This window comes from Pantoea sp. alder81, assembly GCF_020179835.1.
Taxonomy (GTDB): domain Bacteria; phylum Pseudomonadota; class Gammaproteobacteria; order Enterobacterales; family Enterobacteriaceae; genus Pantoea.
Genome location: NZ_JAIUDA010000004.1, coordinates 348,975 through 373,581, shown reverse-complemented (window position 1 = coordinate 373,581; position 24,607 = coordinate 348,975). Strand labels below are relative to the sequence as shown.

The window sequence follows — 24,607 nt, the reverse complement described above, 5'->3', positions numbered from 1 at the left end:
TCAGATAATGACCAGCCGACATCTGCAATACACATCAATTCATTTCAACAAATCAACCATAAATACTCTTGATTTTCCGTTAGTTAGACCAGAGACTGTTGGTGAAACATTCAAGGGAATTTAAAATGAAAACATCTGCTAAGGTTGGGGCACTTTGTGCCCTGGGGATCATTTTGTCTGCGTCGGGTTATGAGGTATATTCGCAGAGCATAGAAAATCAAAATGATGAAATAGCCTGTCTGACCGTTCACAGTCGTGATGCGCTTATTGCCGTAGAAAAAGACCTGCTTGAAAAAGCCCATACCGAAATGTTTGGGAAAAACAGAATCACCCTGGGTTCTCTTCTGTTGCACAATGAAGGCGTAGCAAAAAATGGCACACGTATAATCGTTCCGTTTACTTTGGCTAGCCGTGGTGGGCAATCTGAGTTCCAGGCCGTAGTGAGATGTTCAAATTTACAAGATATCGAATACGACAAACTTTAATGAGTCCATTGACTCACACAGCAAACGGATAAATAAAAATGTACAAGGCAACGAAGTATTACGTATGCGATCACGCCCGCAGGGGCTTGCTTTTGCATACCGCAGGATGTGAACAGTTACCCGGTATCGATTCACGGGCTTTTATTGGCAGTATGTATAACCACGGTCAGGCATTCACCGTCGCTGCAGCGCAATATGCGAATGTTCATTACTGCCCGTGCTGCATCACTGTTAACAAAACCATCGAGTTAGCGAAGGATAATGCGACCATGCCAGCGTTGTGCAGGGCGACAAAACCGAAGAGAAAGAAACCGATGAAGGTTGTTGAGCCCGTGCGACATTTTCCTCTGTGACTTGATGACAGCGAATGTCCTGGGACGTTTAAATCCAATCTTTTAGCCCGAAATCAACATGCATCGTCTAAAACACCGCCCGCAGCGCTGTCACCAGCGCGACGGGCGGCAACAGACTCAAGCCGTTCTGAATCGGCGGGTGAGCGGTTTCTCAACCTCAACAATCAGGAACATCACGAATCCGATGATGAAGGTGATCACCCAATAGCGGAATGGCAGTCCAGTGGTGCCGAACAGCAACTGCATAAACGGCGCGTAGATGATCAGTAATTGCAGCACCAGCAATACCGCACTGACGATCCAGATACCTTTGTTCAGCAACAGGCCTTTACTCAGTGAGAAGCCATCTGACACACGGCAGTTGAGCATATAGAACCATTGCGCGGTGACCAGCGTCTGCAACAGCACGGTACGGATAAACTCCGGGGAATAGCCACGCGGCTGCAGCCAGGCTTCCAGCACAAACGCGCTTATCGCAATCATTGAACCAACAAACACCACGCGCCAGATAGCGAATCCATCCATCACATGCAGTTTGGGATCGCGCGGTGGCCGACGCATGATGTTTTTTTCACCCTCCTCAAACGCCAGACCAAACGACAGCGTGGCCGACGTCGCCATGTTCATCCACAGAATCAGCACTGGCGTCAGCGGAATGAGATTACCCGCCAGCAGCGCGATGATGATCAGCAACCCCTGCGCCAGGTTAGTGGGCATAATAAACAGGATGGTTTTTTTCAGATTGTCATAAACCCGGCGCCCTTCCCGTACCGCGCTGGCAATGGTGGCGAAGTTGTCATCCGTTAGCACCATATCGGCAGCTTCTTTGGTAACTTCGGTGCCTTTAATGCCCATCGCAATGCCGACATCGGCGCGTTTCAGGGCGGGTGCATCGTTCACGCCGTCCCCAGTCATGCCGACCACTTCTTGCTTACTCTGCAACGCCTGAACCAGGCGGAATTTATCCTCCGGGCTGGTACGAGCGAAGATGTCGTAGGCCTGCGCGGCATCGCTTAATTGGTGATCGTCCATCACTTCCAGTTCGCGCCCGGTAATGGCTGAACCCGCATTGCCAATCCCCAGCATTTGGCCAATGCTCATCGCGGTTTGCGGGTGGTCACCGGTGATCATTTTGACGCGTATGCCAGCCTGCAGGCAGTCACGAATGGCGGTGATGGCTTCAGGGCGCGGCGGATCCATCATTCCGGCAATCCCGAGCAGAATCACGCCCTGTTGCAGATCCTGATGGGTGAGTTCAGTTTGTCCGGGTAACGCCGGTTTCCATGCCGCTGCAACCATGCGCAGCCCTTCGCGCGCATACTCTTCAATCTTGCCTTCCCACCAGCCGATATCGATGGGTTGAAGGCCGTGTTCGGTTTGCTGCTGCTGACAAAGTCGGAACAGCACATCCGGCGCGCCGGTAATCAGCACACGCTCTTCATCGCCAATGCGGTACAGCGTCGACATGTATTTGTATTGAGAATCGAACGGGATTTTACTGCGTAACTCGGTCGTGACCACCGGCAACTGCCCTTTGGCGGCCAGCACCTTGAGCGCGCCCTCAGTCGGCCCACCGGTGATTTTCCAGTAGCCGCTCTCATCCTTAATCAGCTGACTGTCATTACACAGATCGATGGTGCGCAGATACTGTTCCAGCAGAGAACCGCCAGTGACCGTAACGGGCACGGCGTCATCCGCTTTATGAATCGCACCGACCGGTTCATAGCTGTCTCCGTCTACCCGGTAAATATGATCCGCCGTGATCACCGCTTTGACCGTCATCTCATTCATGGTCAGCGTGCCGGTTTTATCCGAGCAGATCACCGTCATCGCGCCCAGCGTTTCCACCGTCGGCAGCTTACGAATGATCGCCTGCTGCTTCGCCATGGTCTGCACGCCGAGGGAGAGGATGATGGAGATAATGGCGGGCAAGCCTTCGGGCACGGAGGCCACTGCCAGACTGATCAACGACAACATCAGTTCGGAGACCGGCATGTCGCGGAACAGCAGGCTGAAGACAAACAGCGCGGCCATCATCGCCAGAATAATCAGGAAGATGGCTTTACCCAGCTTGTCCATTTGCACCAGCAACGGCGTACGATGCTTTTCGATATCGGACATCATCTGGTTGATGTGCCCCAGTTCGGTATCTCCACCGGTAGCCACCACCAGCCCTGTACCACCACCGGAACTGACCGTCGTTCCCGAAAACAGCAAGTTGGTGCGATCGCCTAACGGAAGTTCTCCCGTCAGTGCATCGGTGGTTTTCTCCACCACCGTGGATTCCCCGGTGAGTATCGCCTCTTCCACGCGCAGATTGTGGGCTTCGATCACGCGCAGGTCAGCGGGGATACGATCCCCGGCGCGGATCACCACCACATCCCCCGGCACCAGTGCGGTGGTCGGCAGGGTTTCGTGCTTGCCCGCGCGGATCACCACCGTTTCGCTGGAGAGCATATTGCGTATGCTTTGCAGGGATTTTTCCGCATTGCTCTCCTGGATATGACCAATCAACGCGTTGACCACCGCCACGCCGAGAATCACCAGCGTATCGACCCAATGGCCCATCACCGCCGTCAGCAGCGCGGCAGCGAGTAACACATAAATCAGCACATCATTAAAATGGGCGAGGAAGCGCAGCCATGCGGGCTTGCCCGGTTTTTGCGGCAGGGCATTTTCACCGTATTTTTGTAAGCGGGCCGTGGCTTCACTACCCGAGATACCTTCAACTGAACTCTCTGTCTGGCTCAAGGTTTCATCGACAGAAAGCTGATAGTACGACCTTTCCGATTTAGCAGTATTCATCGCTTTCTCCTCAAATCCTGTTTCGGAAATCAAGGCGGTGACATCGCGTTATTAACAGATCCTCTTTAAATACAAAGACGAACATCCACGTACTGCCTGAGGTGAGTCCCGTTTATAACTGAAAGACATGTCATTAATGGCTGCTCAACGAAATTGAGCAGGGAAATAATCTATACGCCGAACTTTTGACAAGATAAATGAACGTTATAAACGTAGCACAGGCCATTCAACTCACTCTGTTTTTATGAGGAAATTCATCCGCAATCAAAAATTAGTTTTCAGAGGAATTTTAAACCAAAGATAAATAAGCTATTTTTAACGAAAATAAATTAACCCACCCCTATGTTAATGAAATAGCGGGAAAAGCCACACTTTGTTTTTATGTTGTTAAGCTGGTTTATAGCTCTGATTAAAACAAATAAATCAGATTTAAATTCCATGAGTTGCGCCAAAGATATGGCATTTATCAAACTTTACATTTTTGGATATCCACAGCTATGCTCATGCTTAACAAATAAACCCTAACCGTCACTCCTATCCGACCGCAGTGAGATGACTCTAATTCGCCCACTGTTAATGGAGGTAACGATGCCGGACTATAGTCTGCTGCGCCTGAGTCTTTATGTGGTTATCGCTATTGTAACCTGTTCTGCCGTGGGGTTATTTACCTACGCCGTCGTTTCTATGCTCGGCGAATAAGAACCTCGCTAATAATAACGCCAATAATTAATTCAAGATTGCTGATTGAGGACAAACTCGTGATGCGTTATTTCCCGCTGATCGCCATTGTTATATTTATAACAACAGGTTGCGATCAAAAAAAAACGGAAGTCGCTCCCCTGCCACGCATGGTGAAAGTGGTTGAGGTGGTGGCTTCCGGTGAGGCTCAGCAACGCATCTTTCCCGCACGCATTGAATCGGGTGATTCCACAGATCTCTCCTTTAAACGGGGTGGACAGATCGATGCCCTGGAGATTCGTCAGGGCAACAACGTGACACAGGGGCAAGTGATTGCCAGGCTGGTGGCACGTGAGGCGCAGCAGCGCGTTAACGAACGCCAGACCGCCGCCACGCTGGCTCAACGACAGTTTGCACGCTTCCAGACGCTGGCCGGTCGTCAGGCGATTTCTCAGGCTGAAATGGACGTCCAGCGCGCCAACCGTGATGCCGCGAATGCCACCCTGCAAATCGCCCGCGAAGAGTTAAGTCAGATGACCTTAAGCGCCCCATTTAGCGGCACTGCGGCGACGGTCAACGTGCGTAATCATCAGGTGATCGCGGCGGGCCAAACCATCGCCACCCTGACGCGCACCGATCTACTTGATGTGTTGTTTAACGTGCCGGAAAACCTGTTCACTGCGCTGGATATCCGCAACATGACGTACCGCCCGGTGGTGAGGATTAACACCCTGCCGGATCGCGAATTTCAGGCTGAATACAAAGAGCACACCGGCAGCAGTAGCAGCAACACGCTGACCTGGCAGGTGATCTTAACCATGCCGCGTCCTGCCGATTTTCCTGCCGTGGGTGGCGTCAGTGGCACCGTTACGGTCAATCTTGCCAACCTTCCCGCCAATGTGAATCATGCGGCCCTGGTTGTGCCGGTCGAAGCGGTGTTTAACCCCGACAGTCACCAGCGCAATGAACCTCATGTCTGGGTGGTGCAAGGTAGCGGCGATCAGCTCAAGCTGGAAGATCGTAAAGTCACCGTCGGCGAAGTCACCAACCAGGGGGTGGTGATCACCGATGGACTGAAAGCCGGTGAACGCGTGGTCGCAGCTGGTGTGAATGAACTGCATGCGCAACAGCCGGTACGCATCTGGACGCGTGAGCGAGGGTTGTAATGGACATCTCCAAACAGTTTATTGATAACCCGATTCGCGTCTGGCTGGCGATATTGCTGTTAGGGCTGGGGGGTATTTTTGCCCTGCTCAATATTGGTCGCCTGGAAGATCCTGCCTTCACCATCAAAACGGCGGTGATCGTCACACAATATCCCGGAGCTTCTGCGCAGCAGGTGGAAGAAGAGGTGACGCTGCCGTTAGAGAATGCGCTGCAGCAATTACCCTCTCTGGACAACGTCAGTTCCATCTCCTCCAACGGCCTGTCGCAAATCACGGTGAATATTGCTTCGCGCTATCACTCTAATGAACTGCCGCAAATCTGGGATGAACTACGGCGGCGCGTGGGTGATGCGTCACGCTTTTTCCCACCCGGCGTGGCGACGCCTTTCGTTAATGACGATTTTGGCGATGTATTCGGCTTTTTCTTTGCCATTTCCGGTGACAATTTCAGTAATCCTGAATTAGTGCAATACGCTGAACAGCTGCGGCGAGAACTGGTGCTGGTTCCCGGCGTCGGCAAGGTGGCGATTGGCGGTGCCATCCCGCAGCAAGTTAATGTCGATGTCTCACTGACGAAAATGGCGGCGCGCGGCATTACCCCGGCCCAACTCTCCGCCGCACTCAGCCGCCTGAATGTGGTCTCCAGCGCGGGAGAAATCAAATCCGGCACCGAATCGATTCGTCTGCACCCCACCGGGGAATTTGAAAATATCGATGAGCTGAGCGACCTGCTCATCAGCCCCGTTGGTGACACCGCCACCACTCGCTTACGCGACATCGCCACGCTGTCTCGCGGGTTGAGTGAATCCCCTTCCAGCATCTATCACGCTAACGGCCGCCCGGCGGTCACCATGGGCGTCTCCTTTATCCCTGGCGTCAACGTGATAGATGTGGGGCGCGCACTGGAAGCCAAACTGCAGCAGATGTCGGCGGAAAAACCGGCTGGCATTCAAATTAATACGTTTTACGATCAGGCGGCGGAAGTGGCGCACTCCGTCAACGGCTTTATCACCAACTTCCTGATGGCGCTGGCGATTGTGGTGGGTGTGCTGCTGATCTTTATGGGCGTGCGTAGCGGCATCATAATCGCACTCTCGCTGGCGCTGAATGTGCTGGGCACCCTGCTAATCATGTATTTGTGGGGCATTGAGCTGCAGCGTATTTCGCTGGGTGCATTGATTATCGCCCTCAGCATGCTGGTGGATAACGCGATTGTGATCGTCGAAGGGGTTTTGATTGCGCGTCAGCAAGGTTCATCGCGCACCTCGGCGATCAACTTTGTTATCCGGCGTTCAGCTTTCCCGCTGTTGGGTGCCACGATCATTGCAATACTGGCATTTGCACCGATTGGGTTGTCTCAGGATTCCACCGGTGAATACTGCAAATCGCTGTTCCAGGTGCTGCTGATTTCGCTGATGCTGAGCTGGTTCTCAGCATTGACCATCACGCCGGTGTTGATCAAATGGTGGCTGTTTAAAACGAGTAACACGGCAACGCCCGCCGCTGAAGCCTCGCCCTACGATGGCGGTTTTTATCGACTCTACCAACGCACGCTCAACGCACTGTTGCAGCAGAAAACCGTCACGCTTGCGGTGATGGCTGCCCTGCTGGCGCTGGCGATCTGGGGTTTTGGCGGCGTACGGCAGAACTTCTTCCCCTCGTCTAACACGCCGATCTTCTTTGTCGATCTGTGGCTGCCGTACGGCACGGACATCAAAGCTACCGAACAAATGGCCAGCGATATTGAGAAGTCGATCACCGGGCAGCAAGGCGTGGTGTCTACGGTCACCACCGTCGGCCAGGGCAGCATGCGCTTTATCCTCACTTACAATGGGCAGCGGCAGTACAGCAACTATGCGCAAATCATGGTGCGCATGGACGATCAGCGCAATATCGCCGCACTGTCACGCCGCGTGGATGACTATATCGCCCGTCAGTATCCACAGGTGAACGCCAGTACTAAACGGGTGATGTTTGGCCCTTCTGGTGGCAGCGCCATTGAGGTGCGTATTAAAGGCCCCGATCCCGATCGCATGCGCCTGATTGCCAGTGAAGTCGGCGATATTCTCGCGCAAGATCCCGCCACCGACAGCGTGCGCAATGACTGGCAAAACCGCAGCAAGGTGATTCGTCCGCAGTTCAATCCGGCGTTAGGGCGCGAACTGGGCGTGGATAAGCAGGAGATCGATAACGCGCTGCAAATGAATTTCACCGGCAGCCGCGTCGGTTTATATCGTGAAGGCGCGGATTTACTGCCAGTGGTGGTGCGTCCGCCCGCCAGCGAACGGCAGGATGCCAATCATCTCAACAACGTGTTGGTGTGGAGTCAAAGCCAGCAGCACTATATTCCGCTCAGCAATGTGGTGAGTGGCTTCAATCTTGAATGGGAAGATCCTTTAATTCTGCGGCGCGACCGCAGCCGCGTGCTGACGGTGATGACCGATCCCAGTCCGCTCAGCAGCGATACTTCCGGCGATATTCTGGCGCGGGTGAGACCGCAAATTGATCAGATCTCACTGCCGCACGGTTACAGCATTGAATGGGGCGGCGATGCCGAAAACTCCAGCGAGGCGCAGCAAGGCGTATTCACCACTTTACCGTTGGGCTATCTGGTGATGTTTGTGATCACCGTGCTGATGTTTAGCTCACTGAAAAACGCGGTGGCGATCTGGCTGACGGTGCCGTTAGCGCTGATTGGTGTGACGCCAGGCTTCTTACTCACCGGCATTCCGTTTGGCTTTATGGCGTTGATTGGCTTACTGAGCCTGAGCGGCATGCTGATCCGTAACGGTATTGTGCTGGTGGAAGAGATTGAGCAACAGAAACAGGACAAAGCGCAGCATGACGCGATTCTGTATGCCGCCACATCGCGCTTGCGCCCGATTCTGCTGACCGCGTTCACCACGGTGTTAGGCCTGGCACCGCTGCTGCGCGATGTGTTTTTCCAGAGCATGGCGGTGGTGATTATGTTTGGATTGGGCTTTGCGACGATACTGACGCTGCTGGTCCTGCCGGTGATTTACGCCTGCTTCCACCGCGCTGAGAAAGCGACGTCAGCATGAACGCCACCGGGCTGAATGTCATTAAGACACTCGGCTGCATGGCGGCCGTGACCTTTTTTACGCTGTATAACACCTGGGATCGCTACGATTATGATTACCACTGGATTCTGGCGTTCCTGACGTTTATCTCCACCATCGCCACCCCGCTGTTTTTTGTGGTGGCGGGCATTATGGATAGCCAGGCCGAGCAGGATATTCGCTGGCAGCTCAACAAGATCCGCAATGTGGTGATCGTGTTTCTGTTCTGGATGACGATTTACTATCTCTGGGAACCTTACCAGCGCGGTTACCTGATTCAGCCGTGGTTTGTGTTCTCGTTTATCGTGATTTACAGCTTCAATCCGCTGCTTTCCTGGCTCAGCCTGCATCGCCTCGCATTTTGCGCGCTGGTCGTTGCTCTGTTGGCGTTTTCTTATGGCTACGATTTGCTATCGGTGCTGTATCCCGACGTGCGGGTTTTCAGTCTCGCGCCGCAATACCGCATCTGGACCTGGTTGCTGTTTTATCTTACTGGCCAGCTATTGTGTGAACCGGTGATTGCCGACTGGCTGAATCAGAGAAAAGTCGCCCTCGTCGCCACCTGCGCCCTGCCCTTTATTTATCTGTTCACCTGGTTGTACGAGCAGCACTTCTTCTTCGCGCTGTTTAAAGCCGATCGCAATGCCTTCCTCCTCACCGGCTCACAAATTTACCTGCTGGTGGTGGCACTGGTGTTAGCCGCCAGCGGCGTGCGCTTTCGTCGTCATGTAGCCCTCAAAGAAACCCTGCTGGCTACCGTGAGTAAAACCATGACCGGGGTGTACATCATGCATTATTCGGTGTTTCACATCGTCACCGCGCTCATACCGATTACCTCGCTAGCCACCAAACTCACGCTCATTGTGGTGACCTTTGCCCTCTCCGTGCTGATTGCCCGGCTGATTCTCTCCAGCACGCTGCTGAAAAAAGTCATTACTCTTTAAGGCACTGTTGCAGATCCGGCTGCTGACCGCAGGCAATCCGTCCATTAATTTGCGCCATCATATAAGCGAAAAACGGATTCGAGGTATTGCGCATCAACGTGTCGAGCCCCACGGTGAGGCTGGAAGTTTCTCCGCGCAGTGAAATGGTGCCGAGGCTGATGCCATAACGATTTTTCTCGATGGGTTCGCGGCCATACAGCGAATCGGTGAGCGGGAAAGGGACGGCGATATGCGACAAGGAATACATATCCTGCGGCCACGCCAGATGCAGCGAGCGCGTCACTTCGTTGGTTTGACCGGCACGCGTGATGCGGGCGACCACGTCATAGGTGGTGGGCGACGCGTTGGTGATCACCGTTGTGGCGTAATGACGCGGCGCGGCAGGCAGTAAGTCGTTGACCGCTGAATACAGTGCAGGCCGGAACAGCGCGCGTAAGTTGGCCGCCTGGTTGATATCGAAAATCACTAACTGGCTGCCGTTATCCGGCAGATAACGATACAGCGCATTGACCACCGCGCGAGTACTCACGGTGGAATCGAGAATCGACTGGAACGTCAGCACCGGCGGTAAACCACGGATTTCGCCATCGCGGGCGAGTTGCACGATCTGTTCCTGCAACGCCTGGGTTAGCAGCCAGGACTGACGCGCCGCTCGCACCGGGAACGAATTGTATTTAAACGGATTATATTCCGGCACGATATTGAGCCACGCGGCTTTGGCAAACACCGGGAACACCGCCGGCCAACCGGCTAATCCAGCAAATCGAGCGTAAGCCGTCACGCCAATCATCGGTGACAACAGCAACACCTGCTGCGGTTTGCGAAGATTTTGATTCTGCTGAGAATCGAGCACATATTTCATCGCCAGCGCGCCGCCGTTGGAGTAGCCCACCAGATGCAACGGGACTTGCGTTCCCGCTAAGCGCGTGGCCTCACGCACGGCCAGACGCGTCACGGCCAGCCACATTTTCCAGTCCACTTTGGTCAGTGAACCCGGCACGGTGCCATGACCAGGAAGCCTTGGCACTACCGCAACATAGCCTTGTTGCTGATACGCCTGTGCCAGATAACGCATGCTGTAAGGCGAATCCGTTAATCCGTGCAGCAGCACCACCGCACCTTTGATTTCACCCGTCGGTTTCAGCACAAACGAGCGATTCCAGTCAGTGGCAAATCCTGCCGGATAGACCGGGCTTTGCGCGTAATAGCGGTTTAGCGAGGTTTTCTCTTCGTCACTCAGTTGGTCCGAGACGTTGTGTTTCATCTGCTGGAAGATCACATTTTCCTGCGCCAGATAATCGGCGAAGGTGGCGTGATCTATTTGATCCACAGTCATTTCATCAGCCGCCCAGGTGTGCCAGCGATGTAGCGGTGGCCCCTGCTCCGACTGATAGCCGCGAATCAGTAAAAACATGATCAGCAAAGAAACCACGCCCAAGGCGATTCTCTTCAGCCACTTAAGCGTGGGTGAACGCTGCACCCTGTCAGAAGCCATAGCGGAACCAGGCAAACAGCACATTGCCGTTGTTGTAGCTACCTGGAATATAGGTGAACTGCACGTTGAGATTTTTATAGCCTGCGGAGAACAGCGGCAGGACAATCGGCAGTGGCACATAGTTGGCAAAATCATCACGCGCGGTGATGCCCGCCGTCAGCCCCAGCCCTAAACGCACATCGCGTGCCTCATCCAGATACCAGCCTTTCTCCCAGCCATAACCGATAATCGGCTGCCACATGTTATGCGAATCCTTAAATGCCATCGCATACAGCGCGCTCCAGTCACCGTCCTCGTTGTAGCGCGACACACCAAAACCCCCGCCCCACGGCGATTCGTTGTAGTTGTCGGTTTTGTCTTTGTCGTAGGCGAAACGCGCATGCCAGCTGATGAACGGCAAATAGAGGTCGTAATATTGTGGCTGCTCCCAGGTTTGCGAGACGTCCTGCTTGAGCCATTCCCAGCCGTCACTGAGTGTGCCCGCCGCCAGCACCGGCAATGTCCAGACACTCAACGAGACGCACAACGCCACCAGAAAAGTACGCATGGGTTATCCTTCTGCAAAAGCACCGATGATAGTGAGCAAGAGAAACAGCCAGCATGATCTGTGTGCCCATACCGGGCAGACCGTCAGGGAATATTATAGTTGTTGAGTTGGGGTTGAGGTGTTTGGCAGTGAAAAACCCATATCTACTAATGCTTGAGTTAATCCCATGACGTTACAGCAGTTCAGTTTTTTTATGATACTCGTTCGATGATGACTCACTGTTTTACCGCTTACATTAAGTGCTTTAGCAATATTGACGAGGCTCTGTCCACTGGCCAGTGAGCGTAAAAGACTGAATTCTTTTGAGGTTAAAGGTAACGTATTCTGATCAATGGATATTCTATCTTCCGTTAAATTTCCACCTCCATCGCGGTTAAAGACCACATCCGCCAGCACTTTAATATCACTACGTTTTGAGAGAATAGTGACATTTGGCATTAATTTCTGAATATAGCCGATAAGCGCAGGCACATGGATATCGGTAAGCAGTATCAGACGTATACCAGGCAAATTTGTACTTATTTTAACCAATATTTCTGAAAAAAACTGCACATCCCGACCATATGCCGAAAGTTCACTGATGACAATGTCAGAACCGGCAACCAAATTGATTACTTCTTTCGACTTTATTGTCTCAGGTATGCAGGTTAATATATGCCTCTCCGCAAAATAGTAAGCAATACCTTCAGCGATCCACTTGTCATTATCCAGCACTGTCAACTTAAACATATATATCTTCTCCTCGATGGCAATCAGTATTAGACACGCCAGGGAGGAATATGCGAATCAGACAAGGCTGGACGCATTTGTATGAAATGTCCTGGTTATGGGCAGTAAGCTTCTGAAATCAAAAAAACTTGATTAAATTTCTCTAAGTGTTGTTCGGCATTGACAAGATGAAACAGTAAAATATCTTTTTCTTCGTGCATTGCGGTTAACTCTTCCAGCAGTTCACAGATATCAGTCATTCTCTGCACACCAATAACCCCTAAGGTTCCAGCCATTCGGTGGAAGTAACGTTGGGCAGTGGCATAATCAGCATTCATGACAGCTGTTTTAGCCTGCTTAATATCCTGCCGAGATTCCGTTATCACTGTCGAAATAAATTGACTGATTTCTTTGGGGCTCTCAGGAAGGAAAGCCGCTACTTTTGCAAGGTCAAGCCAATCATCCAGCGTTTCCTCATCTGAATGATCCTTTTCAATGAGCGTTGCAAGCGCCGAAGCCAGGTGCTGAAGACTTACTGGTCGGAATAAACAATCATTCATGCCCGCCGCGAGGCAGCGTTGCCGTTCGGACTCCTGCGCATTCGCGGTCATCCCAATTATCACCACCTCACCATCATGCACCTCACGAATACGACGTGACATCTCAACACCATCCATTACTGGCATACTGCAGTCGGTAATCACCACATCGGGGTTTTCATTCATCCACTGCGCCAGACCCTGTTGTCCATTACTCGCCTCTGACACACTATGTCCCATCAGAGTGAGTTGTCTTGTGATAAGCAGGCGATTGGCCGGATGATCATCCACAACAAGAATATGCAAAGATGTAAGCGCTGTAATCGGTTTTTCAGAGGCATCAGTTTCGCTGAATTCAGGACGCCTGACGCTAACGGGGATGGCTATACGAAGTGTGGTGCCTTTACCTGGCATGCTGCGCAAAGTGACATCCCCTGCCATCAACTGAGCAAGTTCACGACTAATGGCAAGTCCCAATCCGCTCCCGCCTGAAGTCGAGTGGCCCCCCTGTTCGAATGGCGAAAATAATCTCTGCTGCGCTTCGTAAGCAATTCCCGGCCCGGTATCGATAACTTCGATAGCCAGGCGGTGCTCTTCGTCACTTGTATTTAACATGACATTAATTAGCACATTGCCCTGTTCTGTAAACTTCACTGCATTCCCGATGAGATTAGAAAGGATCTGTCGCAATCGATGGCTATCGACCAGAATCTCCCATTCAATCGGAGGAAGGTCCATGGTCAGTGTCAATCCTTTCTGCCGTGCCAGGCCACTAAAGGTATTCACCAGCGGCTGAATTAATGCGCTGATTCGGCACCAATCAGGATTTAACGTCATCTTGCCTGATTCGATACGAGAGATATCCAATACGTCACCAATCAACTCCAGCAGATTGAGTGAAGAGTCATGCGCGACGCGAATCAGTTCTGCATCACTGCGGCCTTCTTGTACCTGTAACTCCAATAGCCCAACGATGGCACTCAGCGGAGTGCGGATTTCATGGCTCATACTGGCAAGGAATCGGCTTTTGGTCTCGCTCGCCTGCACCGCATCGGTGCGGGCGAGTGTTAATTCGTTCTGCATACTTAGATAATCCGTGACATCCTGCCAGCCGCAGATGATACCTCCCACGTGATCGGCGTTATCTTTATAAGCAGTCATCCAGTGATTTACCGTTCGTACATCATTCCCAACATGGATATCAAATTCGGCCTCATTGACCGGCGCGGCATTATCCAGTTGCTGAATGAGCTTCGTCCATACAGGAAACAAGGGATGCCGAGTGTCATAGAGGTTAAATGCCAACAATGGCTGCTGCTCAGTAGTGAAAAATGCACTGAACGCTTTATTGGCATGAAGGATTGTACCGTCGAGGTCCACCACGTATACGGGCCTCGGCGGCCCATTAATCAATCGGTCACGAAATAAAATCTCTTCTCTAAGAAGTACTTTTGCCTTGCGTGTGCGTTTGACCTCGCGCCGGAGAAAGAATGCCCATATTCCAGCACTCAGTAAAATAAGACATGCTGCTGCTGCCCCAATATAGAACTCGCGCTGGTAAATATTCCAGGTTTCAAAACGCGCGGCAGGCATACTTTGCCAGCGCGACACTATCCGGGAGATAGCACTGGGTGGCAGTGCCGCTATGGCCTTATTCATCACACCGAAGAGTTCAGGCTCACTGCGATTTATAGCAAGAGTAATAGCCGCATCGGGGACAGGTAAAGAGCGTCTTATCTGGAGGGTGTCAGGATAAAGACCTTCGATAAAATATCGACTGCTGTACAACGTATTAATCGTGGCATCCACCTTACCTTCTGCCACCCAATGCATTGCCAGGCCGGGGTTCCCTACGTATGTTACCTGAACATCAGGTCGATGCTTGATAAACCACTCTGTAGCATCCTGACCACGCACTAGCGCTGCGGTTTTAATTTTCTTCTCATCAAAGCCTGCTTGGGTGATAAGCACTTCAGGGCTGTACATAAACGGTCGGGTAAGTAGAAACTCTTTATTACGCGTTTCACTCCACACTATCGGACCGGTCATCAGGATGTTGTCATTCTGCAGTCGCGTTTTCAGTTTCTGACTGTCATCCTCTTCTTCAAATCTGAATTTGAGTCCAGTCTTCACGCTGATGAGTGACAGCAAGTCTGGCATCACCCCACGTTGCTCGCCATCGGACTCTAATAAGAAAAATGGGGCGATAAATGATGATGAAGCGACGCTAATTTCGCGATGCTGCTTAAGCCATCTTTGTTCAGTAGAGGTTAGTGGCAATGCTGAAGTAAAAAAGCGCACAACATTATCTTCGTCTCGACGGGAAGCCAAAGAACGGCCTGCTGGATCCTGTGCCAAATGCGCCAAAGCTTGGTTCATGACATGGGTTAACAAGAGTTCATCTTTTCTGAGCAGGAAATGATAGTCAGGAAGGGCTTCACTGGAAGCGCCAGTAATGGCAAGCGTATCAGCAAAGTTTCGCTGAATCAGGTAGTAAGCTTCTAGTGCAGGAAGCAATGCTCGGCTGTCAGGAACCTGGCTCATTCCCATCAGTACATTCATGGGGGCGGGATATGCAGGTGAGAGAGTCAATGGGAGATTCTTTGACTCTTTACTTTTAATGTCTGCAAGGCGACTGATAATGACCGGAGTGGCAGGGAGGACGTCAACGCTTGAGTACATTTCCGACTCACCAGCCAATGATTCACCTGCAGGTTGAAGAAGTAAATCGATACTGCCGTTCTTAAGTGCATCCATCGCTTCAGGTTTAGTTGTGAAATGAATTGTATTCATCCTCACCCCCAAACTTCGCGTTATTAGATAGGAGAGATCGGGGATGTAACCTGATAATTCTTCATCTGGTGCAATGTTCACGAGAGGGGGGCGCGCGAGCCCATAAAAACCGAGATTAATTTCTTGTTTTCTACCAAGCCATCGCCACTCAACATCAGTTAGATTTGGCGCTGAAATGGCATCGGCATTGATCGAATTGTATCTTAAATTCGCCATCTCAGCGAAGACAGAGACAGAAAAAAACCAAGATAAAACAAGTGAAATTAAAATATTTCGTAGCATTAGCTAATATGATTCCTGCGGGTAAAATCAAGAATGTCACGTTGGTTTTTTAGTCCCAGCTTTTCCATGAGCCTTGTCTTATAGGTGCTGACGGTTTTATTACTAATTTTCATGCGATTAGCGATATTGATGATCTCTTTGCCTTCAGATAAGTATTTCAACACCTCAAACTCTCTTTTGGAAAGTAATTGTATTTTATCATTATCATTTTCAGGCCCGGATATTTCATAGGCTTTATGCATTCTAAGAGGGAAATAACCGTAGCCAGAAAACACTGCATTGATAGCCTGTAGCAGGTCTTCAAGATTATTCTTCTTACTGATAAAGCCATTCGCACCAGCTTTCATGCTTTCCACAGAATAATAGTCCGCATTTTTCCCACTCATCACGATGGCGGGCAATTTGACACCTGATTTACGTAATAGAGATATCATTTCAATGCCATTCATCCCGGGCAAATCAATATCAACAATCAGTGCATCCACACGATTTTGACTAACCAGCTGGTCAACACCCTCTCCTTCGCCTGATTCAGCAACAACGCTATGCCCTTCTTTTTCAAGCATATGTCGCATAGCTAGTCTGGCAAGAGGATGATCATCAATGATGATGAAATTGGCCATGACAATCCTTTGGAGTTTTGACGTTTTATTAATCGTAGCCCAGCAATAAAGAACAAACAACGCGTATTAACCCTCTGTAGTCCATGTCCTACAAAATATTTCTATCACTCCTATAACCTTAGATTTCAATCACATTAATTGGGCTTTCCTGAGGATTTGTAGTCCATGTCCTACAGGGCGCGTAAGATCTTCTCATTCTTTTTAATTCAGACGGATGGGAAAATAATCAGGTATTCATGGCTGAGGACGTAGAGACGTACGGTGCCATGATTTTGATATCCGTATCTGGAGTAGTAATGAATATCACAAAAAAACATCTGCCTTCGTCGACTGTTAATTTAAGAGCAACAACCTGGCTTGCGCTGATCGCATTTTGCTCAGGCTTCTGGTTACTCATTAGCGTACTTCTGTTGACGAAGTAAATCATTATCACATCAAAGAATGCCTCTCACGGGCAGGGTTCTTTACGTCTTAAATAAATTAGGTTACGTCATGAATAAGATTTTTAGAGTTAAATGGAACAGCACATTAGGGCGTTTCGATGTCACATCTGAATTAACATCAGGTAAAACCAAGTCAAACTGTGGGAGCAAAAGAAGTGCTTCTCACATGGTTCGTTCAATGGGATTGTTTTCTCTGAGTGCGCTTGCTTTGGCAATGGGCGCGCCTGCTCTAGCGGCATTACCGGTAGATATTGAGCTCAATACCTTCACGTCAAAAGATGGCGGTAATATTCAGTCAATAACGCAAGATTCCCGACTGGCTTCAAGCAACTGGAGTTCAATTTCAGCTGGTGATCAAGGGTATGTTCGCATGTCTGTACGAGAGGCGATTGCTCTGGGTAAATTACGTGATGCTAGTGGTGATAAGAACCTGGAATATCTTAAAAACGGCACTTTAGCTACTGGCCAAACAGTAAGTTATGAATATTATGATGAAGGAACTGGAAATACAGCCACTTTCCAGGGCTATAACAATAGCAACCTCAAAATGACAGATGTTATGGGCATGTCAGTCCCTATTGCATATGCAGTGGGAATTGATGGCCAATATGTTGATCGTAATCTGATACAGGTTTCAGGTGGGGCAAAACTGGATGTTTCTGTAGGAGATAAAACTGCCACTGATTGGTTCAATATGGATGCGAACCGGGTGAAACTTTACATGAAAGGGAGTGAAGAGAATGGTTCGATTGTATCTTCGGTGTTTAAGGTCAACTCCGGATCAGCTATTGATTACAATAGTAAAACCGTTGTATTTCTTGGCAACTTCAATAATGAAGCAAAAAATCCTAATGACCCACTGCTAAATGTTAGAACACAATTTTCAGGTTCTTTTAACAGCGCTATCGGCCAGCAAAATGTTAACAATGTGGAAGATCTTAAGGCTTACAACAGTGCTTTAATCGCTGCGGTACAAAGCGGACTGATTTTACCGTCTCAATACAATAACGAATTTAATAAGGCAATTCCTGCTTTACCTAAACTCGTTTATATCGACGAAGTTATTGATGGGAAAGATGCTGTTCGCCAACATATCAACTACAGCCGCGTTGCTTATATTTTAGGCGATGGTGGAGAAGTTAATATTTCAGCAGATGCAAACATTCAGGGTTACGCTACCGACATCTCTGTTGTCAGGTTAGATAATGGTGGCATTCTAAATAATAATGGTTCATTAGGGACATTTAATAATAACAGTGCTGGTTCAATGGTCGTTAGTGCCAGAAACAATTCAACAATCAATAACCACGGAGTTATTGATGCTGGCACCAACGCTGAAATGGAAAATTACTCAGTTGGCGGGGTAAAAGCTACAGTTTATCAGGGGCATAATGAGGCAATAGTCTCGAACAATTCATTAGTAAACAACTATGGCATCATCAATATTGCGCCTAATGGTAGCTACGCATCTAACGTTGGCGCCAATCTCTTTAATGCATCGACTTTGACGAATAGCGGTAATATTAATGTCTCTGCGGTAGAGCGAAAATCTGATCCACAATACAGCGGTAAGTTTACCGTTGGCGTTCAACTTAACAACATCACATCTCAACTGATTAACCAGGCAGGGGGCGAATTATATCTTGGTCGCGCAGCGCAACAACTGAAGACAAATCCAACAAAAGATATTACTTCCGCGGCACCCGGTAGCCGACTTGTTTATGTAAAACAGGGTACGTTCAATAACAATGAAAACGGCATTTTAACCCTGGGCACAAAAACACAGGGTAGTTATGGTGCAGTTGCTGAATCAGGCTCAAGCAACGTAGTTAATAACGGCACAATTAACCTCCTGGGTGCTGCAGAAGGTGCGCTGGGTGGTGCACCCCTACAAAACGTCGGTATTTTAGCTACTAAGGGCGCGACTAATATTGTCAATGCCGAGAAGGGAACCATCATTCTTGATGGCATCAACTCAGTCGCCATGATGGCAACATCTATATTTACCGATATTGTTGATAGTGCAGTAAAAAATGCTGGCACGATCACAGTCAAAAAAGGGGTGGATACCAACACTAAAACAGCGAACTACGGGCTATGGGCGGATGGCTCACGTGCAAAAGTCATTAACGCTGGCACGATTGACTTACAAGGCGATGGTGCTGTGGGCGCACATGCGCGTAACGGCGGCACCATTGAAGTTGAAGGCACGGGCCTGATGAACTTCGATGGAGCAAACCAAACCGGTTATTACGTGCTGGGCGCGGGCTCAAAAGTGATTGATAACAGCTCTGGCACGCAGAATGTTACCACCGATAACTCAACACTTTATCGCGTTGATGGCGGGGCTAGCTTTGATGGTACAGGCAGCGCCTCTGTGGTTGAAAGCAGCGGCAAAAATGCCACTGCCCTGCTGGTCACCAGCAACAGTCAGATCAGCCAACTCAACTCCGGTAACATGACTATTACCGCCAGCGGCGAAGGCGCAACCGGCATCAAAGTGATGGGTAATGCTCAGGGCACGTTGGCTGATGCAACTACCCTGTTACTGAGTGGTGCCAACAGCACTGCGGGTATCGTTGACGGCAGTTACAACGATATCACTGGTGGTGGCGATGCGTCATACCGTGGCAATGCGAAACTGATCAGCTACGCCACTCTGGACGGCAGCGTTGCCACAGCGGCAAATGCTATCGGTTACATTGCCCGTAACGGCGGCACCCTTGAGCATCGTGGGAATATCAATTTCACCGCTGCGGGTACCACCGGTGTGCTGGTGAATGGCGGCACGCTGGATAATATCGGTGACATCCATGTCAACGGTGTAGCGGTTGATATTCAGGGCGCAAATTCTACCGTCAGTAATACCGGTACGATTGAAGCCACTGACGGCGAAGCTGCTATTAAAGTCGGCAGTGGTGCTCATCTCGACCTCAACGGTAACGGCATTGTTAAGGCCAGCGGTAGCGCAAACGGCATTCTGCTGGACAGCGGCGCGACTGGCTTGACGGTAAAAGATGCCACCATTGAAATGAACCCTGTTGGCAACGGCAACGGGATTGAAAATCGCGCTGAAATTGCCGGCATTAAACTCGATAACACGCATATCACTGTTGATAACGGTGCAGGTGTACGCACGGCTGCGAGCATGGACAAGACCAACAGCGGCACTATTACGGTTAATGGAAGCGGCACCGGCTTGCTGTTGCAAAATGTCGATGGCTCTACCGCGACCGGCAGCATTGATATGTCAGATTCCCGCGCACTGGTGATTGATGTCAACAGCGCTAACGGCAACGGTATTGTGACCAATGTGACCGGTGATGTTAAATCCGGTGCCAGCGTCAACGTGAACAATGCATCAGGCGTTTCCGCACTGAAAGTGACTGGCGCTACTTCGTCAGTCGAGCAAAGTGGCCGTCTGGTATCTAAATCAACGCTAAATCCGGTGGTGGATGTCGACAACGGCTCGCTGACAAGCTTCACCAACAGTGGCGATATCATTGCCAACTCTGCGGCACAGGTGGCGATGGAAATCACCAGTGGCTTAGTAGGAGTTCACTTTACCAATGCAGAAGGTGGCAATATCGTCGGTCAGGTCAACCTCACCACGGCCAGCGATCACACCGTCGATCTGCACAAAGGGAGTACGGCAACGGATGTCACCACCGCAGGTGGTAACGATACCTTCAACCTGGTCAACATTGAGGCGGCGGACACCAACCTGTTCACCTCGCTGAATGCGGGTAACGGCACAGGCGATACGCTGAATCTGGACAAATCGGATCTGACGCTGGCAGCCAGCGGCAAAACCATCACCGGTTTTGAAACGGTCAACCTGAAAAATGGCTCAACGCTAACGCTGGACAACATCCTGTTGCCATTGGGTGATGCGCAGGATGATGCAGCAGGTACGGGCTTCAACATTGATCAAGCCAGCACACTGGCCTTGAAACAGAACACCGATACCGAGTTTGCCAGCCACATCAGTGGTGCGGGGACAATTGCGGCAAGCACTGGCGGCAATGCTTTCGAGTTTACGTCCAATAACGCGACTAACAGCTTCACTGGTACGCTGGCGCTGACTGACAGTACTTTCGGACTTGATGGACTGAATACTCAGGCCCTCACCCATGCCACCCTGCTTGCAGGAACGGATAGCCGAGTCACCGTAGCCGATGGCGTGCAGCAAATCGGTGGACTGAACTTTGACGGTGGCACCGTGGTATTCGATACCGGTACACCGGGCGATACCGTTGCTAAAGGCGTAGTGCAAACCTCTGGACTGATGGATATCAGCGGACGCGGTACCGTTGAAATCAATCCTGGCTCGGTTAACAACCACCATGTGTTACCACCGCAAACCGTTTCATTACTGGAGCAGGATGAAGGCGATCAGGGCATCAAACTGGCGGGTAGCGCGATTCCTGTTAATGGATCAGGCGGTAACCTGGAGCTGCGTGACACCAGCGGCAACCTGATCACCGATCGCCTGAACACGAGTGTGCTGCAGGATGGCAACGTGGTGGCGAATGCCACTTACGACTATCGCCTGACCAGCGGTCAGGCTGATGACGGACTGTATGTGATGTATGGCCTGACGCAGTTGGACCTGTTAACTCAGGGCAGCGATGCGCTGGTGCTTAACGCCTTTGGTAAAAACGGCAATGCTGCGGATATGAGCGCGAAACTGATTGGCACCGGCGATCTGGCGATTGATACCGGCGCGGGTCAGACTGTCTCACTATCTAATATGGACAACAGCTACAGCGGCAAAACGGATGTGCGCAGTGGCACCCTGCTGATGAACAATGACAACGTGCTGGGTCAGACTTCAGAGCTGGCAATGGCGGCCAATACTGGCTTTGACATGAATGGCTACAACCAGACTATCGGCGCATTAAACACGTCGACAGGATCAGTGGCAAACCTCAACGGCGGCGCGCTGAGTATCACTCACGGCGGTTCGGTTGATGGCAGCCTGCAGGGCAGCGGTGCCCTGAATGTCAACGGCGGCACGTTGACAGTCAATGGCAGCAATACTGGACTTAATGCAACGACTTCAATTGCCTCTGGCGCGGACGTGCAGTTGAACAACACCCGCGGTCTGGGCAGCGGTGATATTGTCAACGAAGGTCTGCTGGCGCTGAAAAACGCGGCCGGTGCACTGTTTAACAGCCTGAGTGGTGCGGGTGAAACCAGTATCGCTCAGAACAGTGATGTTGCACTGCTGGGCGATAACAGTGATTTTGCGGGTAAATTTAGCATTGAAAACGGATCCACATTAACGGCTTCAGCTCAGTCGAGCCTCGGTTCAGCTGACATCGCCAATGAAGGATCGTTGAATCTTGCCAGCAGCGACAGCTGGTTGTTGAACAACGCCATCACCGGTAGCGGTCAGTTAAACCAAAACGGTTCAGGAGTGGTAACGCTCAGCCAGCAGGCGGCGCAGTACAGCGGTGATACGCAGGTCAATGCAGGTGGTTTACAGCTTGGCAGCGCAGGTAATGACGTCACGCTCTCTTCCGGCAACCTGAATATTGCTAAAGGTGCCGTTGCCGGTGGCTTTGGCGGCACTGCGGGCAACGTGAACAACAGCGGTACCCTGCAGTTGGGAAGCCTGAACTCGGTTTCGGTGAAAGCGACGGCTGACGCGGTGCGTTTCAACGTTGGCGGCAATTTAGTCAACAGCGGCGACATCATTGTAGGTGGAGCTGGCGCAGCGGCAGGCAATCAGCTGCATATCGCGGGCAACTACAGCGGTAATAACGGTCATATCACTCTGAACACCGCTCTGGGCGATGATAATTCGGTCACTGATAAAATGATCGTTGCTGGTGATACCAGCGGCACAACGAGAGTCAGCGTCAATAATGCGGGCGGCAGCGGTGCCAAAACCATCAACGGCATCGAAATCATCAATGTTGGTGGCAAATCTGACGGTGAGTTTGTGAAGGACGGCCGTATTGTCGCCGGGGCGTATGATTACAACCTGGTGCGCGGTGAGAGCAGTAACAGCAATAACTGGTATCTGACTAACGTGCTCGGTGGTGTAGTAGACCCAGGCGATGGTGGTGATAACGGCGACAAAGATGACATCATCAAAATCTACCGCCCGGAATCAGCCGCCTACTCCGCGAATATGGCTGCGGCAAATAATTTGTTCAACACGCGTTTACATGACCGCCTGGGTGAAACCCACTATGTCGATGCGCTGACGGGCGAGGAGAAAGTCACCAGCATGTGGCTGCGCAACGTCGGTGGTCACACCCGTTCCAGCGACAGCAGTGGCCAGATGAAAACGCAGGCCAACCGCTATGTGATGCAAATGGGTGGCGATATTGCGCAGTGGACCACGGATGGCGCCAACCGTTATCACCTTGGTGTGATGGCCGGTTATGCCAACCAGCAGAGTAACAGCCGCAACCATTTGTCTGGTCAGAAAGCGGATGGCAGCATCAATGGCTACAGCACGGGTATCTACGCGACCTGGTTACAGGACAATGAAGAGAAATCTGGCGCTTACCTTGATAGCTGGGCGCAGTACAGCTGGTTCGACAACACCGTGAAAGGCGATTCTTTGGCGGCTGAGTCTTACAAATCGAAAGGGATTACCGCGTCACTTGAGACCGGTTACACCTGGAAAATTGGCGAGAAGAACGAGCGTGAGAGCTATTACGTGCAGCCTCAGGCGCAAGTCACCTGGATGGGTGTCAAAGCGGATGAAATTCGCGAGCAAAATGGCACCCGCGTTAAAGGCACTGGTGATGGAAACATTCAGACCCGTTTAGGTGTCCGTGCCTTTATCAAAGGCCACAACGTGATTGATGACGGCAAAGATCGTGTGTTCCAGCCGTTTGTTGAAGCGAACTGGATCCACAACACCCAGGAGTTTGGCAGCGAACTTAACGGCGTGAAGGTCAGCCAGAAAGGCACGCGTAACCTGGGCGAGCTGAAAGTCGGTGTTGAAGGACAGATCACCAAAAACGTCAACCTGTGGGGCAACATCGCTCAACAGATGGGCGACAAAGGCTATTCGGATACCAGCGCCCTGCTGGGTGTGAAGGTGAATTTCTAACTGACGTAATCGTTTTACGTTAAGTGGCAGGTAGATTGGGGAACTTCGGTTCCCCTTTTTTATGGGTAAAAATCCGCCTTGCGAATGAGGTTCCAAATCTAGAAAGTCCATTTGACTGGTCATCACTACTTGCGCAAACTATGCTCCTTTGTATTAACAGTTAATACACGGTGAGTTCAATGAGAAAAATAACGTCGGTTAGCGTGGGTGAACAACTCGATAACTTCATCTCGCGAATGGTTGATTCAGGGCGCTATGGATCAGCCAGTGAAGTGATGCGTTCGGCTTTACGGTTGCTGGAACAACAGGAATCACATGATCAAGTTGTCCGAAATGCCGTAGTTGAAGGGTTGGAAAGCGGCGAAAGCCCGCGTTCACTGCGTGAAATCGCTGCTGAAAGGAAGAAGCTTAATCGTGTATAAATTGTCCGAACTTGCCAGGTAATTCCCCGCAAAGACCACCCAAAGCCCCTACCGCGCCCCTAATCTTCCTCCACAACGCTTTTTTTACCTTTTCCACTCATCCCATCTTGATAACGATAACGATTTTCATTCAAATACAGCCTGCCACTCTTTCATGCATGAATCA

The 24,607-nt window shown here is 50.8% G+C and carries 13 protein-coding genes and 1 pseudogene; 8 read left to right on the top strand and 6 right to left on the bottom strand.

Annotated elements, in window-relative coordinates:
• The first annotated feature begins 125 nt into the window (after nt 1-125).
• Complete coding sequence (locus LBW88_RS14010) at nt 126-485, top strand: hypothetical protein (RefSeq protein ID WP_224932880.1); 360 nt, start codon at nt 126-128, stop codon at nt 483-485.
• 38 nt (nt 486-523) lie between these two features.
• Nucleotides 524-838, top strand: coding sequence for a hypothetical protein (locus LBW88_RS14005; RefSeq protein ID WP_224932879.1), 315 nt, complete (start codon nt 524-526; stop codon nt 836-838).
• Between the two features lie 117 nt (nt 839-955).
• On the opposite strand, the gene LBW88_RS14000 is transcribed toward LBW88_RS14005, so the two are convergent.
• Complete coding sequence (locus LBW88_RS14000; RefSeq protein ID WP_224932878.1) at nt 956-3,643, bottom strand: cation-transporting P-type ATPase; 2,688 nt, start codon at nt 3,641-3,643, stop codon at nt 956-958.
• A gap of 758 nt (nt 3,644-4,401) precedes the next feature.
• On the opposite strand from LBW88_RS14000, the gene LBW88_RS13995 reads away from it, so the two are divergent.
• The 3 genes from LBW88_RS13995 to LBW88_RS13985 are packed head-to-tail and all read left to right on the top strand — an operon-like array spanning nt 4,402 to nt 9,511.
• Nucleotides 4,402-5,487, top strand: a complete 1,086-nt coding sequence (locus LBW88_RS13995; RefSeq protein WP_224932877.1) for an efflux RND transporter periplasmic adaptor subunit — start codon at nt 4,402-4,404, stop codon at nt 5,485-5,487.
• On the top strand, nt 5,487-8,549 hold the full coding sequence (locus LBW88_RS13990) for an efflux RND transporter permease subunit (protein WP_224932876.1): 3,063 nt from the start codon (nt 5,487-5,489) through the stop codon (nt 8,547-8,549). Before LBW88_RS13995 ends, LBW88_RS13990 begins: the two co-directional genes overlap by 1 nt.
• The gene (locus LBW88_RS13985; protein WP_224932875.1) at nt 8,546-9,511 is read left to right on the top strand and encodes an acyltransferase; all 966 of its coding nucleotides are present in this window, start codon (nt 8,546-8,548) and stop codon (nt 9,509-9,511) included. Before LBW88_RS13990 ends, LBW88_RS13985 begins: the two co-directional genes overlap by 4 nt.
• Here the strand turns inward: LBW88_RS13985 and LBW88_RS13980 are convergent.
• The 5 genes from LBW88_RS13980 to LBW88_RS13960 all read right to left on the bottom strand — a co-directional run bounded on the left by LBW88_RS13980 (nt 9,501) and on the right by LBW88_RS13960 (nt 16,498).
• Complete coding sequence (locus tag LBW88_RS13980; RefSeq protein WP_224932874.1) at nt 9,501-11,006, bottom strand: alpha/beta hydrolase; 1,506 nt, start codon at nt 11,004-11,006, stop codon at nt 9,501-9,503. The two genes, LBW88_RS13985 and LBW88_RS13980, sit on opposite strands and share 11 nt — an antisense overlap.
• A complete protein-coding gene (gene pagP / locus LBW88_RS13975; protein WP_224932873.1) occupies nt 10,996-11,553 on the bottom strand; it encodes a lipid IV(A) palmitoyltransferase PagP in 558 nt (185 codons plus the stop codon). Before pagP ends, LBW88_RS13980 begins: the two co-directional genes overlap by 11 nt.
• Nucleotides 11,554-11,646: 93 nt before the next feature.
• Nucleotides 11,647-12,282: a response regulator transcription factor gene (locus tag LBW88_RS13970; protein WP_224932872.1), complete on the bottom strand. Its 636-nt coding sequence runs from the start codon at nt 12,280-12,282 to the stop codon at nt 11,647-11,649.
• A 95-nt stretch (nt 12,283-12,377) separates the two neighbouring features.
• Nucleotides 12,378-15,875, bottom strand: coding sequence for a response regulator (locus tag LBW88_RS13965; protein WP_224932871.1), 3,498 nt, complete (start codon nt 15,873-15,875; stop codon nt 12,378-12,380).
• Nucleotides 15,875-16,498, bottom strand: a complete 624-nt coding sequence (locus tag LBW88_RS13960; RefSeq protein WP_224932870.1) for a response regulator — start codon at nt 16,496-16,498, stop codon at nt 15,875-15,877. Before LBW88_RS13960 ends, LBW88_RS13965 begins: the two co-directional genes overlap by 1 nt.
• Before the next feature lie 441 nt (nt 16,499-16,939).
• On the opposite strand from LBW88_RS13960, the pseudogene LBW88_RS13955 reads away from it, so the two are divergent.
• The 3 genes and pseudogenes from LBW88_RS13955 to LBW88_RS13945 form a co-directional block, all read left to right on the top strand.
• Nucleotides 16,940-17,107 (top strand): annotated as a pseudogene (locus LBW88_RS13955) (ESPR domain-containing protein); the annotation flags it as partial.
• A gap of 1,821 nt (nt 17,108-18,928) precedes the next feature.
• On the top strand, nt 18,929-24,019 hold the full coding sequence (locus LBW88_RS13950) for an autotransporter outer membrane beta-barrel domain-containing protein (protein ID WP_224933012.1): 5,091 nt from the start codon (nt 18,929-18,931) through the stop codon (nt 24,017-24,019).
• A gap of 179 nt (nt 24,020-24,198) precedes the next feature.
• Nucleotides 24,199-24,441, top strand: a complete 243-nt coding sequence (locus LBW88_RS13945; protein ID WP_100700223.1) for a type II toxin-antitoxin system ParD family antitoxin — start codon at nt 24,199-24,201, stop codon at nt 24,439-24,441.
• Nucleotides 24,442-24,607 lie beyond the last annotated feature (166 nt).

What these genes read in the sequence shown, in the direction of transcription:
- LBW88_RS14010 (WP_224932880.1), top strand. Translation starts at nt 126, where the DNA reads ATGAAAACATCTGCTAAGGTTGGGGCACTTTGTGCCCTGGGGATCATT.
- LBW88_RS13980 (WP_224932874.1), bottom strand. Translation starts at nt 11,006, where the DNA reads ATGGCTTCTGACAGGGTGCAGCGTTCACCCACGCTTAAGTGGCTGAAG.
- LBW88_RS13990 (WP_224932876.1), top strand. Translation starts at nt 5,487, where the DNA reads ATGGACATCTCCAAACAGTTTATTGATAACCCGATTCGCGTCTGGCTG.
- LBW88_RS13970 (WP_224932872.1), bottom strand. Translation starts at nt 12,282, where the DNA reads ATGTTTAAGTTGACAGTGCTGGATAATGACAAGTGGATCGCTGAAGGT.
- LBW88_RS13965 (WP_224932871.1), bottom strand. Translation starts at nt 15,875, where the DNA reads ATGCTACGAAATATTTTAATTTCACTTGTTTTATCTTGGTTTTTTTCT.
- LBW88_RS13985 (WP_224932875.1), top strand. Translation starts at nt 8,546, where the DNA reads ATGAACGCCACCGGGCTGAATGTCATTAAGACACTCGGCTGCATGGCG.
- LBW88_RS13950 (WP_224933012.1), top strand. Translation starts at nt 18,929, where the DNA reads ATGGCAACATCTATATTTACCGATATTGTTGATAGTGCAGTAAAAAAT.
- pagP (WP_224932873.1), bottom strand. Translation starts at nt 11,553, where the DNA reads ATGCGTACTTTTCTGGTGGCGTTGTGCGTCTCGTTGAGTGTCTGGACA.
- LBW88_RS14000 (WP_224932878.1), bottom strand. Translation starts at nt 3,643, where the DNA reads ATGAATACTGCTAAATCGGAAAGGTCGTACTATCAGCTTTCTGTCGAT.
- LBW88_RS13960 (WP_224932870.1), bottom strand. Translation starts at nt 16,498, where the DNA reads ATGGCCAATTTCATCATCATTGATGATCATCCTCTTGCCAGACTAGCT.
- LBW88_RS14005 (WP_224932879.1), top strand. Translation starts at nt 524, where the DNA reads ATGTACAAGGCAACGAAGTATTACGTATGCGATCACGCCCGCAGGGGC.
- LBW88_RS13945 (WP_100700223.1), top strand. Translation starts at nt 24,199, where the DNA reads ATGAGAAAAATAACGTCGGTTAGCGTGGGTGAACAACTCGATAACTTC.